Genomic DNA, 13,968 nt, shown 5'->3' with positions numbered 1-13,968 from the left:
TCGAGTGACCGATGACCGGCGACGGCCGCCGGACGGGCCGAGCCTACTGAAGTGCCCGCGCGCTCATACCCTCCGGTGACCGGTTCCGTGTCCGTCCGGGCCATGCGTCTCCCGCTACTGCCGGTACCGCGCCCCGTCGAGGGTGTCCGGTTCAACAGCGCAGGTCCAGGGAGGCACTGACGCACTTGCCCACCGGCACCCGGCCGACGCGGACGCTCGACGCGAGGGCGTGCACGATCTCCAGGCCGTGCCGGCCGACCCGCTCGGGGTCGCGCGCGTAGCGCTGGGGCAGGGTGGCACTGCTGTCGTAGACGGTGACGGTCACATAGGCGTCCGTGCCCTCGAGTTCCAGGATGTACGGGCCGTGGCTGTGCCGGTCGGCGTTGGTGATCAGCTCGCTCACCACGAGGAGCAGGTCCCCGAGGGCACGTGCGTCGATCGTGGCGCACCACTCGCGCCGGAGGCGTTCGAGGAAGAGCTCGGTGAAGGATCGCGCCGCGGCGATGCAACCGGGCTCCCCGTTGTAGTGCGCCGTGCACCTGAGCGGTTCCACGGGCACGTCGAAGCCGGTTGGTATCACTGCTCCGTCCAAGTGGTCGATCATGCGTGTCTCTCTCGAAGGCCGGGTCGTGACCGGATGCTGCCAAAGGGCTCGTACCCCAAGACTCCGTTTCCAGTCACTCCCATCTCGAACCGGTTCGAAAGAGGCTCCGACCTGCGGTTATGGATGCTGATTCGCCTGATGGCGGTGGAACCAGAGGGTTGTGGGAGCGCTCCCGCGAGCGGGATGCTGTGGGCCATGTCCACGAACGGAACAGTGATCATCCGGCCCTACCGGCCGCAGGACCGCGCCGGTCTGTACGACGTCTGCGTACGCACCGCGCACGACGGGGGCGACTCCCGCGCGCTCTATCCCGACGAGGAGCTGATGCCGGGCATCTTCGCCGCGCCCTACGCGCACCTCGAACCCGGCCTCGCGTTCGTCGCCGACGACGGCGAGCGGGTCGTCGGCTACATCCTCGGCACGGCCGACACCGCGACGTTCGTCCGCCGGTTCCGCGAGGAGTGGCTGCCCCGGGTGGAGGCCCGCTATCCGCGGCCGGTGAGGCCGCCCGTGACCCCGAGCGAGGTCATGGTGGACCTGCTGCACCGGCCCGAACGGATGCTGGTGCCGGAACTCGCCCGGTACCCGGCTCACCTGCACATCGACCTGCTGCCTCGGTATCAGCGCCGGGGCCACGGCCGCCTTCTGATGCGCACGTTCCTCGGGGCGCTGGAGGCCGGGGGCGTCGCACGGGTGCACCTGGGGATGGTCACCGCCAACCGTGCCGCCCGCTCCTTCTACGACCGGCTCGGTTTCCACGTCGTCCCGGTCGAGGACCCCGGCCCCCTCACCTATCTGGGCCGGGCCACCGCAACCGCGGACGGTCCCGGGGGACTCTAGGGCCTCCCCGGCAGGACGGGCCCGGGCCCGTCCTGCCGCCGTGCCGCGCGGGCCGGCGCGACCGGCCCTCCCGGGAAGCGGAGCGCGGCCCGCCTGCTTAGCGTGGCAGCGTGATCTCCCAGACCCCTCCCGGCCCGACGGCCGCCCGGCACGGCTGGGTCCAGGCGCTCGCGACGGTGCTGGCCGGGACGGCCGCCATGGGCCTGGTGGCGGCGCTCGGGCTCTGGGCGGCGGGCGCGGCCGGCCTGCCGGACGCCGCGTTCCCCCGGGTCGCCGCGGCCGTCGTGGTGCTGGCGGTCGGCGGCTCGGTGGACCTCTCGGGCGACGCCGGAGTGTTCGCCGGCACGCGGGCGGAGCTGACCGTGGTGCCGCTGTCCGTCACCCTGACCGGTGTACTGGTGATCGGTGCCGGGTTCCTGCGGCCGTTGCGACACCGGGCCCTCACGAGCCCGGCCGGGACGGCCGGCTGGGCGGCCCGGATCGCGGCGGTGTGGTTCCTGGCACTCCTCGGGCTGGCTCTGGCCACCCGCCAGACCTTCGCCGTCTCGCTGGGCGACGGGGCCCTCGGCGCCATCGGTGACCTGTTCGACGCCTCACCGACGGTGTCCTTCGAGGCCGATGTGCCGCTCACCCTGGTCCTCGGGCTGCTGTGGCTCGCGGGGGTGATGGTCCTCGCCCTCCTCGTGTCGCGCGGGCCCGCTCCCCCGGGCCGGTGGGGGCGCTTCCTGCGGGCGGTGCGGTCGGCGGCGTACGCGATGGCCGCGCTGCTGCTCGCGCAGGTGGCCCTCGGGATCGCCGTCGGGCTGGTCGTGGCCTTCTCGCGCGGATACCCCGCGGAGACCTTCGCGGTGATCCTGCTGGGACTTCCCAACCTCGTCTGGCCGGTGTTCACGATCGGGCTGGGCGCCACCTGGGAGGGCCGGGTGGACGGCCCGTTCGGGCTGCCCATGCCGCACCTGCTCGACGAGGTGCTGCGCACCCCGGACATCTCCGCGCTGAACCTGTCCACGCTCGCCGAGCACGACGCCAGGGTGTGGTGGCTGGTGGCCGTCGACGCCGTACTGGTCTCGGCCGCCGCGTACCTGGCCGCCGCCCGCTCGCCGTCGGGGGTACGGGCCTGGCGGCACGCCGTGACCACCGCCGTGGCCCTGGCGCTCACCGTCCTCGTGATCTGCCTGGCCGCCCGTCTCAGTGCCCGCTACGGGCTGTCGCTGCTCGGCCTCGGCGACGTCGGCGGCGGCCTGTCCGGGACGGTGCTGCTGCGGCCGCGGTGGGGTACGGCCCTCGGGTTCGCCCTCCTGTGGGGACTCGTCGCCGGTTTCGCGGCAGGCGCCGCGGCCCGGCGTCTTCGCCGGAGGAACCGGCCGGAGGACGGGCGGACACCCGGCGCCTGAGGGTCCGCGCGGTCAGGCGACGGGGGTGGCGAGACCGGGCAGCATCCGCTGCATCCGCAGGGCGTCCACGGACTCGGCCAGCAGTTCGTACTCGGTGGTGTCGTCGCTGGTGGCGATGCGCACGAGTTTCCCGGCGGCCAGTTCCTCGGCGACCAGTTCCTGCTGCGCCGCGTCACCGCACCACATGCGCAGCAGGCGCGGCACGTCCGGGACGGTGGCGGCCATCGGCACGATCGAGTTCGGCGGGAAGGCGGGGTCGTCGGGGTGCGGGTCGAGACGCTCGGCGATCCACGACGCGCGGTCCCGCATCCACCACAGGGCAAGTGCCAGGGTGGGTGCGCGGTAGGTCCCCAGCGGGACGCCGACGCGACGGCCACCGCAGATGCCGTAGGCGGTGACATGGCACAGGAATTCGTCGTGCACGCTCGGTCCCCCATCGCGTCGCTCGCTGCCGGTCCTGCCTCGCTTTCCTCACGGCTCGTCCGCTGTCACGGGCGGTACTTCGGCAGCGCGTCGAAGGCGCGTCCATGACGCTTCGGTGGCGTTCCGGTGGCGTTTCGCGGGGCTTCATGGCCGAATTGCCCTAGCTACCGAGTATCGCCACTCCTGACACTCTGTCACCATGCCATTCCAGCCAGTCTCCTGGCATATTCAGCGCCCGCCGTGGCCGAAACGGCTCGGCCCCCTCGCCGCCGGGCACCGGCCGCCTTACTCCGGAGGTAATCGACGCGTCCTAGTGGTGCCGGGCATGGTTGCGACATCGGTTCCGGGGCGGCCCCACGGCCCCCGGGAATCGGTCTTCGACCGGCGTGCACGAACCAGATGGAGGGGACCTCCCATGTCCGCGAACACCGACCGTTACGAGACCGCCGTCGCCCGCTACTTCGAGGCCTGGAACGCCGGCGACCCGGACACCCTGGCCAAGGCGGTCGCCGCCGCGTTCGCCCCGGACTGCGGCTACACCGACCCGCTCGCCGACGTACGCGGTCATGAGCAGCTCACCGCCCTCATCACGGGCGCGCACGAGCAGTTTCCGGGCTTCTCGTTCCGGCCCAGCGGCCCCGTCGACGGCCATCACGACACGGCCCGCTTCGGCTGGGAACTGGTCAGCGAAGCCGACGGATCGGCCCCCGTGGCCGGGTTCGACGTGATCACCCTGGCCGGCGAGGGCCGCATCCGCACCGTCCACGGATTCCTGGACCGGGTGCCGGCCTGATCCCGGCGGGACCCGGCGGGGCGCGCCCGGGACCGCGGGCGCGCCGGGTGCCGGTCCGGCAGGGCGGACAGGCACCCGGCCCGGGGACGTGCCTACGCCTGGTCGCGCACGATGGCGTCGATCCGGGCCAGCTCCTCCGGCTCGAAGTCGAGCGCGCGGACGGCCGTCACGCTGTCCTCCAGCTGCTGGGTGCTGCTCGCGCCGATCAGGGCCGAGGTCACCCGGCCGCCGCGCAGCACCCAGGCCAGCGCCATCTGGGCCAGGGACTGCCCGCGCGCCGCGGCGATCACGTCGAGGGCGCGCAGCCGCCGCACCAGGTCCTCGGTGACCTTGTCGGCGCTGAGGAACGGGCTGTCGCTCGCGGCGCGGGAACCCTCGGGGATGCCGTCGAGGTAGCGGCTGGTCAGCAGGCCCTGCTCCAGCGGCGAGTAGGCGATGGACCCGACCCGCAGCTCCTCCAGGGTGTCCAGCAGCCCCTCGTCCTCGGGGCGCCGGTCGAGCATCGAGTAGCGCGGCTGGTGGATGAGCAGGGGCGTGCCCAGCTCGCCGAGGATGCGGGCGGCCTCACGGGTCTGCTCGGCCGAGTAGTTGGAGACGCCGACGTAGAGCGCCTTGCCCTGGACGACCGCCGAGTGCAGGGCGCCCATCGTCTCCTCCAGGGGAGTCTCCGGGTCGGGGCGGTGCGAGTAGAAGATGTCGACGTAGTCCAGGCCCATCCGGCCCAGGCTCTGGTCGAGGGAGGAGAGCAGGTACTTGCGCGAGCCCCACTCGCCGTACGGGCCGGGCCACATCAGATAGCCGGCCTTGGTGGAGACGACCAGCTCGTCCCGGTGGCGGGCGAAGTCCGCGCGCAGCGCCTCGCCGAGGGCCGACTCGGCGGCGCCGGGGGGCGGGCCGTAGTTGTTGGCCAGGTCGAAGTGGGTGACGCCCAGGTCGAAGGCGCGGCGCAGGATCCGCCGCTGGGTGTCGGCCGCCCGGTCGGGACCGAAGTTGTGCCACAGGCCGAGCGACAGCGCGGGCAGCTTGAGGCCGCTGTGTCCGGTGCGCCGGTAGGGCATGGCCGCGTAGCGGTCGGGGTGTGCGGTGTACAACACGTGCTCCTGGGAGGCAGGGAACCGGGGACGGACCTCCACTCTGGCGCGGGCACCGGCAGCGGTCCAACAGGAGAATCCGATGGGATTGTGCGGTTAGGCTGCTCAATCATGGAACTGCGCCACCTCCAGCACTTCGTCGCGGTCGCCGAGGACCAGCACTTCACCCGGGCGGCCGAGCGGCTGATGGTGTCCCAGTCCGGTCTGTCCGCGTCGATCCGCGCGCTGGAGCGGGAGCTGCAGGCCCCGCTCTTCGTGCGCACCACCCGCCGGGTCACGCTGACCGAGGCCGGCCGCGCCCTGCTGACCGAGGCCGAGCGGGTCCTCGCCCAGGTGCGGGCAGCCCGCGACGCGGTGGCCGCCGTCCAGGGGGTGCTGCGCGGCACGCTCTCCGTGGGCACCGAGCAGTGCATCGCCGGGGTGCACGTGGCCCGGCTGCTGGCCGCGTTCCGCAGGCGCCATCCGGACGTCGAGATCCGGTTGCGGCAGGCGGGGTCGGGGGCGCTGGCCGAGGAGGTCGCCGCGGGACGTCTGGACCTGGCCTTCGCGGTGCGGACCCGGCCGGACACCGACCAGTTGCGGTCGGTGCCGCTGGCCGCCGAGCCGATGACCGTGCTGTGCCATCCGGCGCACCCGCTCGCGGCCGCCGCGGCGTCGGCTCCCGAGGAGCTGGGCGAGGAGGCGTTCGTCGACTTCCACCCGGACTGGGGGCCGCGCCGGGTGACGGACGCGGTCTTCGCGGCCGCCGGCGTCCAGCGGACGGTGGCCCTGGAGGTCGGTGACGTGCACAGCCTGCTGGAACTCGTCCACGAGGGCCTCGGTGTCGCCGTGGTGCCGCGGCACTTCGGGCACAAGCGCGAGGCGGCCGGTCTCGCCTCGCTGCCGCTGAAGGGCACGTCCGAGACGTCGTACGAGACCGTCGCCCTGCTGCCGCACGCGGACGCCACGAGCCCGGCGGCCCGCGAGCTGATGGCCGCCCTGCCGCACGCCGGCCGGCCCGCCGCGTCCTCGCCGCCCCGCCCGGGACACGGGAGGGGCTGAGCCGGCCGGGCGGGCGATCGCGCCCTCGGCCGTCCTGCGGGAAGGTGGGATGCATGCATTCCCACGACGTTCTCACCGAGGCGTTCGGGCGCGTCCAGGAGGCGGTCCACGCCGCCGTCGACGGACTCGGCGCCGAACAGCTCGCCGCCACGCCCGCGAAGGGCGCCAACTCGATCGCCTGGCTGGTCTGGCATCTCACCCGCGTCCAGGACGACCACGTCGCCGACGCGGCCGGCCTGGAACAGGTCTGGCTCGCCCAGGGCTGGGCCGACCGCTTCGGGCTCGGCCTCCCGCACGCCGACACCGGGTACGGCCACACTCCCCGGCAGGTCGCCGCGGTGCGGGTCGACTCGCCGGACCCGCTCGTCGGCTACTACGATGCCGTGCACGAGCAGACCCTGGGGTTCGTGCGGGGCCTCGGCGACAAGGACCTGGAGCGGATCGTGGACGAGAACTGGACCCCGGCCGTCACCCTGGGCGTGCGGCTGGTGAGCGTCCTGGCCGACGATCTGCAGCATGCCGGCCAGGCCGCGTACGTACGGGGACTTCTGTGAGCGGTCAGGCCGCCGCGTGCGCCCGGGACGCCGCCGCGTAGCCGGGCAGCACGACGTCCCGGATGAGGGCGCCGCGCTCGTCGAACGGGATGAAGGCGCTCTTGAGGGCGTCGACCGTGACCGTGCGCAGGTCGTCGAGCGTCCAGCCGGCCTCGTCGACGAGCAGCGACATCTCGCGGGTCATGGTGGTACCCGACACCAGACGGTTGTCGGTGTTGAGGGTGACGCGGAAGCCCAGGTCGCGCAGGGCGGTGATGGGGTGGCCGGCGATGGAGGTGGCCGCGCCCGTCTGGAGGTTGGAGGTGGGGCACATCTCCAGGGCGACGCGGCGGTCGCGCACCCAGTCGGCGAGGCGGCCGAGCTTGCCGTCCACGATGTCGTCCATGATGCGCACGCCGTGGCCGATGCGCTGGGCGCCGCAGACCTGGAGCGCCTGGTGGATGCTGGGCAGCCCGTGCGCCTCGCCGGCGTGGATGGTGAAGGGGACGCTCTCGCGGCGCAGGTGCTCGAAGGCGGCCAGGTGGTCGGCGGGCGGGAAGCCGTCCTCGGCGCCCGCGATGTCGTAGCCGACGACGCCGGCGTCCCGGAAGGCGACCGCGAGGGAGGCGACCTCCCGGGTGCGGTCGAACATGCGCATGCCGCACAGCAGGGTGCGGACCTGGACGGGAGTGCCGGCGGCGGCCGCCTCGGCCATTCCGGCCGCGAGGCCCTCCTGGACGGTCTCGACGACCTCGGGCAGGGCCAGGCCGCCCTTGAGCATCAGCTCGGGGGCGTAGCGGACCTCGCCGTAGACGACGCCGTCGGCGGCGAGGTCGAGGACGTACTCGCGCGCGGTGCGCAGCAGGCCCTCGCGGGTCTGCATCACGGCCAGCGTGTGCTCGAAGGTGGCTATGTAGCGCACCAGGTCACCGGAGTTGGCGGCTTCGTAGTACCAGGCGGCGAGTGCCTCGGGGTCGGTGGCCGGCAGGGTGTGGCCGACCTCGTCAGCGAGTTCCACCAGGGTGGCGGGGCGCAGGCCGCCGTCGAGGTGGTCGTGCAGCACGGCCTTGGGGAGCCTGCGGAGGGTGTCGGTGTCGATGCGGGGCGCGGTCATGCGTGGCTTTCCTCGGTGGGTCGTGGTGCGGGCTGGAGCAGGTCCCAGCGGTTTCCGTAGAGGTCCTGGAAGACGACGACCGAGCCGTAGGGCTCGTGGCGCGGCTCCTCCAGGAAGGTGACGCCCGCGGCACGCATGCGCGTGAGGTCGCGGGTGAAGTCGTCGGTGTGCAGGAAGAAGCCCACACGTCCGCCGGTCTGGTCGCCGACCCGGTCGCGTTGCGCCTCGTCCTTGGCGCGGGCCAGCAGGAGCCCGGCACCGGCGCCTCCCGTCCCCGGCTCGACGACGACCCAGCGCCCGCCGTCGGGCCGCGGCTCGTCCTCGACGAGCCGGAAGCCGAGGGCTTCGGTGTAGTGGCGGATCGCCTCGTCGTAGTCGTCGACGACGAGGGTGACCAGGGCGAGTCGTCTCATCGCGGTCGGGTCCTCTCCGGTCGTGGGGGTCACGTGGGGTTATACGTAACACGCAGGGTACGTCATCGCAGGGGGAGCCCGGATCGGGGTGTGCGGGGCGGGGCGCCCGAGGAGAGGGGGTGCGGGACCGGACGAGGCTCCCGGAGCAGGGGGCGGGGCGTCCGAGCAGGGGTGTGCGGGGCGGGATCCGGCCGTGCCGCGCCGCGGCCGCACCGCGCGGCGATCACCCGCGTGGCAGGGTGGAGCACGGGGGCCGGAAGCCGCGCACGGCCCGCCCGGTGACACGCCGCCCCGGTCAGGGAGCGGCCACCCCCGCCGCGCCGTACAGGAGTTGATCCCGTGTCCGAGCCGAAGCCGACCGGGGCCCCGGCCCACCAGAACGTGACGTTCCCCAGCGCGGGGGCCACCGCGCACGGTTACCTCGCCCTGCCGCCGTCCGGACGGGGGCCGGGTGTCGTCGTCATCCAGGAGTGGTGGGGGCTGACCGACCACATCGCCGACGTCTGCGACCGGCTGGCCCGGGAGGGGTTCGTCGCGCTCGCCCCCGATCTGTTCGGCGGCAATGTCGCCCACGACAGCGGGGAGGCGCTGCGGATGATGCGGGAGCTGCCCGTGGCGCGCGCCGTGGAACTGCTCTCCGGGGCGGTCGACCATCTGCTCGCCCTGCCCGAGGTCACCTCGGACACGGTCGGTTCGGTCGGCTTCTGCATGGGCGGCGGCTTCGTCCTGTACCAGGCGGCCGCCGACCCCCGCGTCGGCGCGGCGGTACCCTTCTACGGGGTCATCCAGGGCGAGTCGCCCGACTTCTCCGGCCTCAGGGCGCAGATCCTCGGCCACTACGGCGAACAGGACGAGACGGTCCCGCCCGAGAGCCTGGAGGAGCTGGCCGGGACGATCCGGAGCCAGTCCGGCATCACTCCGGACTTCCGTCTCCACCCGGCCGGCCACGCCTTTCTTCAACGACGGCCGCCCCGAGGCGTACGAGCCCGGCTCGGCGGCACGCGCCTGGCGGGACACGGTCGCCTTCCTGCACGACCGGCTGGGCTGAGCGCGCGCCGCCGAGCGGGCGGATCACGGATACGTGTAGGTGTTCAGCCGGTTCACCGCGGCCTGCGGGTCGCCCAGGTCGTAGCGGTCCACGGCCAGGAAGTTGGGCTTCTTGCGGGCCGCCGGGCGGCAGAACCGCTCGGCCCGGTCGGCGAGTTTGGTGTTGTCGCCCGCCGCCGTGGAGGAGATCGGCACGTCCCGGAAGTGGTTCATCACGAACAGCGGGCGGAAACGGGGTTCGGTGCGGGTCAGCGGGAGCGTGGTGCCGGCGTCGTACCAGCGGCTGTAGCAGGACCAGTCCGAGGTGCCGATGCCGGGGCCCATGGACCAGTAGTTCTCCACGGTCCACTCGCGCTGGTACATCACGCCGAAGCTGTCGCGGGTGAGCCCGGCGGCCTCGTCGGCGGACCGGCTGTGGTCGGTGAGGAGGAGCAGCCGGTCGTTGTCGGCCAGCAGCCGCGCCACCGTCGGCCAGCCGTTCTCCCGCACGCCCGCCCTGTCGGGGCGGTAGAGGACGTCGGAGAGGCCGTCCACGCGGGCGAGTTCGTCGCGCAGGACGCCCGGGTCGACGTAGTCCTCCAGGAACACGGTGACGATCTGGTCGGGGTGCTGGTCCAGGAAGTCGACCATCCGCTGGAGGTCGACCCACAGCGCGACGGGTCTGCTGACGAGGGTGCAGCTGTTGTGGCAGAGGATCGCGCCGTCCGGGGTCTGGTGGATGTCCAGCATGAAACCCCGTACGCCGTCGGCGAGCTGCCGCTGGATCCCGCGCGTCTGGTTCGGCACCAGGTTCACGAAGGGCGGGGCGAAGCCTCCGTCGACGCCGTTGGCGTAGGCGTTGTGGGCGGTGAGGAACGTGACCTGGTCGAGGGTGCGCCGGTCCTCGGGCGGCATGGGCGAGGTCGCCGGGTCCACCGGGGTGAGGTACCAGTCGGCGAGATCCGTGGCCGGGCCGACGACCAGCTGGGCGGGGTAGTTCGCGCCGGGGGGCTTCTCGCCCACCGTCAGGCGGCGGTCGGTGCCGGGTACCTCCAGGGTGTACCGGTCGGCACCGGCCGGGGCGATCTCCCAGGCCGCGTCGGCGCCCGCGCACGGCACGGTCCGGGCCTGGTCGCCCGCGCGGCCGAGGCAGGCGCCCGCCGTGTCGGCGCTCTCCAGGACGTACGAGGATCCGCTCGCGCGCAGCGTCCAGCGCTGGTGGTCCTCGTCGCCCTTCGGACGGTGCTGGAGGACCGCTCCCTGGCTGTCGGCGGCGTTGAGTCCGGTGACGGCGCTCTGCACGTAGTAGGCGCCCGCGCCGGGGACGTCGGCGGAGCGGGCCGGCGCGGGGGCGGGGGCGGCGAGGACGGCGGCCAGCGCCGCGGTGCAGGCGGCGCCGGCGAGCAGGGAACGTGGGGGTGGCATCACTGGGTCGTGTTCCTTCCGTGCCGGGGGACGAGCGGAGTGAACAGGCGGACCCAGGATGCCCCACCATGGCATGCTCCTGACAGGGTCATGCCGGTGCTCCGCCGGGGCGGGACCGGCGGCCGGCCGGTCAGCAGTACAGGTTGTTCCCCGCCGTGGTGCCCAGGATCTGGACGAACCGCTGGTAGGCGCTGACCCGGCTCTGCACCTGCGCGGGGTTCTTGCCGTCGCACTCCAGCGAGCCGTTGATGCTGCGGATCGTCTGGCCGAAGCCGGCGCCGTTGACCATCGCGTTGTGGCCGGTCATCGAGCCGGGCCCGGTCTGGGTGTTCCAATACCACAGGCCGGTCTTCCAGGCCACGGCCGAGTCGTTCTGCACCAGGTAGGGGTTGTTCAGCAGGTCGATGCCGAGGGCGTCGCCGGCCGCCTTGTAGTTGAAGTTCCAGCTGAGCTGGATCGGGCCGCGGCCGTAGTACGCCGACTGACCGGCCGGGCAGCCGTAGGGCTGGCTCCAGTCGCAGTAGTGGGGGTAGTTGGCCGTGTTCTGCTCGACCACGTACACCAGCCCGCCGGTCTCGTGGCTGACGTTGGCGAGGAAGGCGGCGGCCTCCTGCCTGCGCACCGTGTCGCTGCCGGTGCCGGCGAACGCCGGATAGGCGGCGAGCGCGGCCTTCAGCCCGCTGTACGTGTAGAACGAACTGCGGTTCGGGAACATCTGGTTGAACTGCGTCTCGCTCACCACGAAGCCCTGGGACGGCGTGGTGGAGCCGCCGTCGCAGGCGTACGGCTCCCAGAACCAGGTGCTGACGACCGGGTCGTAGCCCGGGTTGTCGTGCTCGGCGCGATAGGCCTTGCCGTCGGTGTAGCGGACGATGTCGCCGGTGACGTAGTTCCTGCCGGCCTGCCAGTTCGGGTAGCTCGAACAGGTGGCGGCGGAGGCACTGGTGGCCGGCGCGAGCACCGGCGCGGCGCTCGCGACGACGACGGCGGCCAGGACGGCGGAGAGGCGACGCCTCGACATGGGACCAACTCCTTCGCGGAGCACGGCCGCGGCCCGGTCAGGGCAGGACGAAGCAGAGCCTTGTGCGCACGTGCCGGGTCGACCGGCCACGACGTGGGGGGCGGCCGTGGAGGGGGGTGTGGGCACACACTCAACCGCTTTGGTCTGTACCAGTCAAGGGTGTAGACCAGTCAACTCCGCCCGGGAGGCGGCGAGTCACCGCCCCGTACCGGCCGCCGCGTGTCCACCGCGGTCTCAGTCCTCGTCGCCGGAGGGGACCACGACGAGGAAAGCGTCCGTGGTCAGGTCCATCACCACCGTCGCGGGCTGGCCCTCGGCGCGGCGCCGGGCCGCGTACTCCTCGGCCAGCCACGAACCGCGCGGGCCTCCCGCGGGGAACCGCTCCAACACCTTCGCGCCCATACGGCAGGCACCTCCACCCTCGACCGCCGACCCGGCCCGTCCGGCTCACGTGACCGTGCGTTACGGATGCCCGCGACAGCCGTGGACATGTCCCCCGGCTCGGACGCGACGCCGCGCGTGGGCCCCGTACCGACTCCGCGTCGGCCGCGCTTCGTGCCCGAGCCGGCCGCGCCTCCGTCCCCCGCCCGGCCGCGCGCCGGTTCCCGAGCCGGTCCCGCGCCGGCCCCGCGTTGCGCCGAACGAGGCCGCGCCCCGTCGCACGGGTCCGCGGCGGGGAAGGGGTGAGGGAGACGAGCGACAGCGACGCCGAGATCCGGAGGAATTCATGAGCGCCGACGCGGACGGCCCCCTCGACTGCCTGGTGACGGGGGCCACGGGCTACCTCGGCGGACGGCTGGTGCCCGAACTGCTGGCCGCGGGGCACCGGGTGCGCTGTCTCGCCCGCTCCCCCGGCAAGCTCCGCGACCATCCCTGGGCGGGAGACGTGGACGTGATGCGCGGGGACGTCACCGACGCCGTCTCCGTCGCCGAGGCGATGCGCGGCATCGACGTCGCGTACTACCTGGTGCACGCGCTGGGCACGGGGCGCGGCTTCGAGCGGACCGACCGCGAGGCGGCCCGGATCTTCGGGGAGCGGGCCCGCGCGGCCGGTGTCCGGCGAATCGTCTATCTCGGCGGTCTCACCCCCGCGGGCGTCCCCGAGCGGAAACTGTCACCGCATCTCAGGTCCCGCGCCGAGGTGGGCCGCGTCCTGCTGGACTCGGGCGTGCCGACCACCGTGCTGCGCGCCGCCGTCATCATCGGCTCCGGCTCCGCGTCCTTCGAGATGCTCCGGTACCTGACGGAACGGCTGCCGGTCATGGTCACCCCGAGCTGGGTGCGCACCCGCATCCAGCCCATCGGCGTACGGGACGTGCTGCGCGCTCTCGTCGCGAGCGCGCGCATGCCCGCCGACGTCAGCCGCACGTTCGACCTCGGCGGTCCCGACGTCCTCACGTACCTGGACATGATGCGGCGCTACGCGGCCGTGGCCGGGCTGCCGCGCAGGCTGATCCTGCCGGTGCCGGTACTCACCCCCCGGCTGTCCAGTCACTGGGTCGGCCTGGTCACACCGGTCCCGGCGTCCATCGCGCGCCCGCTCACCGAGTCGCTGCGCCACGAGGTCGTGTGCCGCGAGCACGACATCGCCCGCTACGTGCCCGACCTCCCCGGGCGGCCGATCGGCTTCGACGAGGCGGTGTCGCTGGCGCTGCGGCGGGTCCGGGACGCGCGGGTCGCCACCCGGTGGTCGTCCGCCTCGGTGCCCGGCGCCCCCAGCGACCCGCTGCCCACCGACCCCGACTGGGCGGGCGGAAGCCTCTACACCGACCACCGTGAACGCGCCGTGGACGCACCGCCCGAGACACTGTGGCGCGTGATCGAGGGCATCGGCGGCGAGCACGGCTGGTACTCCTTCCCCCTGGCCTGGGCGGCACGCGGCGCTCTGGACCGGCTGGTGGGCGGCGTCGGGCTGCGCCGCGGCCGCCGCGACGCGTCGCGGCTGCGGGCCGGGGACTCGCTCGACTTCTGGCGCGTCGAGGAGATCGAGCCGGGCCGGCTGCTGCGGCTGCGCGCCGAGATGCGGCTGCCGGGACTCGCCTGGCTGGAGATGCGGGCCGACGTGGGGGACGACGGCGTGACCCGCTACCGGCAGCGGGCCCTGTTCCATCCGCACGGACTGCTCGGACACGCGTACTGGTGGAGCGTCTCGCCGTTCCACGCCGTGGTCTTCGGCGGCATGGCCCGCAACATCGCGCGGACCGCCGCCGGTGACGCCCGCCGCACGGGCGTCACCTCATGACCGCCCGC

14 protein-coding genes and 1 pseudogene are annotated in these 13,968 nt (G+C 73.4%); 7 read left to right on the top strand and 8 right to left on the bottom strand.

The window, feature by feature from the left end:
• Window positions 1–151: 151 nt before the first annotated feature.
• Window positions 152–604, bottom strand: a complete 453-nt coding sequence (locus ACFY93_RS15665) for an ATP-binding protein (RefSeq protein ID WP_391358380.1) — start codon at window positions 602–604, stop codon at window positions 152–154.
• A 195-nt stretch (window positions 605–799) separates the two neighbouring features.
• On the opposite strand from ACFY93_RS15665, the gene ACFY93_RS15660 reads away from it, so the two are divergent.
• Together ACFY93_RS15660 and ACFY93_RS15655 are read left to right on the top strand one after the other, a co-directional pair.
• Window positions 800–1,444, top strand: a complete 645-nt coding sequence (locus ACFY93_RS15660) for a GNAT family N-acetyltransferase (RefSeq protein WP_391358377.1) — start codon at window positions 800–802, stop codon at window positions 1,442–1,444.
• Between the two features lie 110 nt (window positions 1,445–1,554).
• A complete protein-coding gene (locus ACFY93_RS15655) occupies window positions 1,555–2,838 on the top strand; it encodes a streptophobe family protein (protein ID WP_391358375.1) in 1,284 nt (427 codons plus the stop codon).
• A gap of 12 nt (window positions 2,839–2,850) precedes the next feature.
• Here the strand turns inward: ACFY93_RS15655 and ACFY93_RS15650 are convergent, their stop codons facing one another.
• Window positions 2,851–3,261, bottom strand: coding sequence for a hypothetical protein (locus ACFY93_RS15650; protein ID WP_391358374.1), 411 nt, complete (start codon window positions 3,259–3,261; stop codon window positions 2,851–2,853).
• A gap of 415 nt (window positions 3,262–3,676) precedes the next feature.
• On the opposite strand from ACFY93_RS15650, the gene ACFY93_RS15645 reads away from it, so the two are divergent.
• Window positions 3,677–4,054, top strand: coding sequence for a nuclear transport factor 2 family protein (locus ACFY93_RS15645; RefSeq protein WP_391358372.1), 378 nt, complete (start codon window positions 3,677–3,679; stop codon window positions 4,052–4,054).
• Between the two features lie 92 nt (window positions 4,055–4,146).
• Here ACFY93_RS15645 and mgrA read toward each other — a convergent pair whose 3' ends face one another.
• Complete coding sequence (gene mgrA / locus ACFY93_RS15640; RefSeq protein WP_391358648.1) at window positions 4,147–5,145, bottom strand: L-glyceraldehyde 3-phosphate reductase; 999 nt, start codon at window positions 5,143–5,145, stop codon at window positions 4,147–4,149.
• 111 nt (window positions 5,146–5,256) lie between these two features.
• Here mgrA and ACFY93_RS15635 point away from each other — a divergent pair, with 111 nt between their 5' ends.
• Window positions 5,257–6,186, top strand: a complete 930-nt coding sequence (locus ACFY93_RS15635) for a LysR substrate-binding domain-containing protein (RefSeq protein ID WP_391358369.1) — start codon at window positions 5,257–5,259, stop codon at window positions 6,184–6,186.
• A gap of 53 nt (window positions 6,187–6,239) precedes the next feature.
• Complete coding sequence (locus ACFY93_RS15630; RefSeq protein ID WP_391358366.1) at window positions 6,240–6,740, top strand: DUF664 domain-containing protein; 501 nt, start codon at window positions 6,240–6,242, stop codon at window positions 6,738–6,740.
• Between the two features lie 4 nt (window positions 6,741–6,744).
• On the opposite strand, the gene ACFY93_RS15625 is transcribed toward ACFY93_RS15630, so the two are convergent.
• Both ACFY93_RS15625 and ACFY93_RS15620 read right to left on the bottom strand, forming a co-directional pair.
• Window positions 6,745–7,833, bottom strand: coding sequence for an adenosine deaminase (locus ACFY93_RS15625; protein WP_391358363.1), 1,089 nt, complete (start codon window positions 7,831–7,833; stop codon window positions 6,745–6,747).
• On the bottom strand, window positions 7,830–8,246 hold the full coding sequence (locus ACFY93_RS15620; RefSeq protein WP_391358360.1) for a VOC family protein: 417 nt from the start codon (window positions 8,244–8,246) through the stop codon (window positions 7,830–7,832). The genes ACFY93_RS15625 and ACFY93_RS15620 overlap by 4 nt, the downstream gene beginning before the upstream one ends.
• Before the next feature lie 339 nt (window positions 8,247–8,585).
• Between ACFY93_RS15620 and ACFY93_RS15615 the strand changes: the two are divergent.
• Window positions 8,586–9,294, top strand: a pseudogene (locus tag ACFY93_RS15615) (dienelactone hydrolase family protein).
• A gap of 23 nt (window positions 9,295–9,317) precedes the next feature.
• On the opposite strand, the gene ACFY93_RS15610 reads toward ACFY93_RS15615, so the two are convergent.
• The 3 genes from ACFY93_RS15610 to ACFY93_RS15600 all read right to left on the bottom strand — a co-directional run bounded on the left by ACFY93_RS15610 (window position 9,318) and on the right by ACFY93_RS15600 (window position 12,120).
• Window positions 9,318–10,697 (bottom strand): phospholipase, encoded by a 1,380-nt coding sequence (locus tag ACFY93_RS15610; protein ID WP_391358358.1) that lies wholly within the window; start codon window positions 10,695–10,697, stop codon window positions 9,318–9,320.
• A gap of 130 nt (window positions 10,698–10,827) precedes the next feature.
• Entirely contained in the window at window positions 10,828–11,718 is an 891-nt protein-coding gene (locus ACFY93_RS15605; RefSeq protein ID WP_391358356.1) for a glycoside hydrolase family 19 protein, read from the bottom strand.
• A gap of 234 nt (window positions 11,719–11,952) precedes the next feature.
• Window positions 11,953–12,120, bottom strand: a complete 168-nt coding sequence (locus ACFY93_RS15600; RefSeq protein ID WP_391358354.1) for a hypothetical protein — start codon at window positions 12,118–12,120, stop codon at window positions 11,953–11,955.
• 325 nt (window positions 12,121–12,445) lie between these two features.
• On the opposite strand from ACFY93_RS15600, the gene ACFY93_RS15595 reads away from it, so the two are divergent.
• Window positions 12,446–13,960, top strand: a complete 1,515-nt coding sequence (locus ACFY93_RS15595) for a DUF2867 domain-containing protein (protein ID WP_391358351.1) — start codon at window positions 12,446–12,448, stop codon at window positions 13,958–13,960.
• Window positions 13,961–13,968: the final 8 nt, after the last annotated feature.

The sequence above is a fragment of the Streptomyces sp. NPDC008313 genome, from assembly GCF_042956125.1.
In the GTDB taxonomy this organism is placed as follows: Bacteria; Actinomycetota; Actinomycetes; order Streptomycetales; family Streptomycetaceae; genus Streptomyces.
The sequence above is the reverse complement of the archived record's forward strand: the minus strand, read 5'-3'. Positions and strand labels throughout refer to the sequence as shown.

Coding starts and splice junctions, on each gene's coding strand:
- ACFY93_RS15635 (WP_391358369.1), top strand. CDS start 5,257: ATGGAACTGCGCCACCTCCAGCACTTCGTCGCGGTCGCCGAGGACCAG.
- ACFY93_RS15600 (WP_391358354.1), bottom strand. CDS start 12,120: ATGGGCGCGAAGGTGTTGGAGCGGTTCCCCGCGGGAGGCCCGCGCGGT.
- ACFY93_RS15610 (WP_391358358.1), bottom strand. CDS start 10,697: ATGCCACCCCCACGTTCCCTGCTCGCCGGCGCCGCCTGCACCGCGGCG.
- ACFY93_RS15660 (WP_391358377.1), top strand. CDS start 800: ATGTCCACGAACGGAACAGTGATCATCCGGCCCTACCGGCCGCAGGAC.
- ACFY93_RS15595 (WP_391358351.1), top strand. CDS start 12,446: ATGAGCGCCGACGCGGACGGCCCCCTCGACTGCCTGGTGACGGGGGCC.
- ACFY93_RS15605 (WP_391358356.1), bottom strand. CDS start 11,718: ATGTCGAGGCGTCGCCTCTCCGCCGTCCTGGCCGCCGTCGTCGTCGCG.
- ACFY93_RS15645 (WP_391358372.1), top strand. CDS start 3,677: ATGTCCGCGAACACCGACCGTTACGAGACCGCCGTCGCCCGCTACTTC.
- ACFY93_RS15630 (WP_391358366.1), top strand. CDS start 6,240: ATGCATTCCCACGACGTTCTCACCGAGGCGTTCGGGCGCGTCCAGGAG.
- ACFY93_RS15620 (WP_391358360.1), bottom strand. CDS start 8,246: ATGAGACGACTCGCCCTGGTCACCCTCGTCGTCGACGACTACGACGAG.
- ACFY93_RS15665 (WP_391358380.1), bottom strand. CDS start 604: ATGATCGACCACTTGGACGGAGCAGTGATACCAACCGGCTTCGACGTG.
- ACFY93_RS15625 (WP_391358363.1), bottom strand. CDS start 7,833: ATGACCGCGCCCCGCATCGACACCGACACCCTCCGCAGGCTCCCCAAG.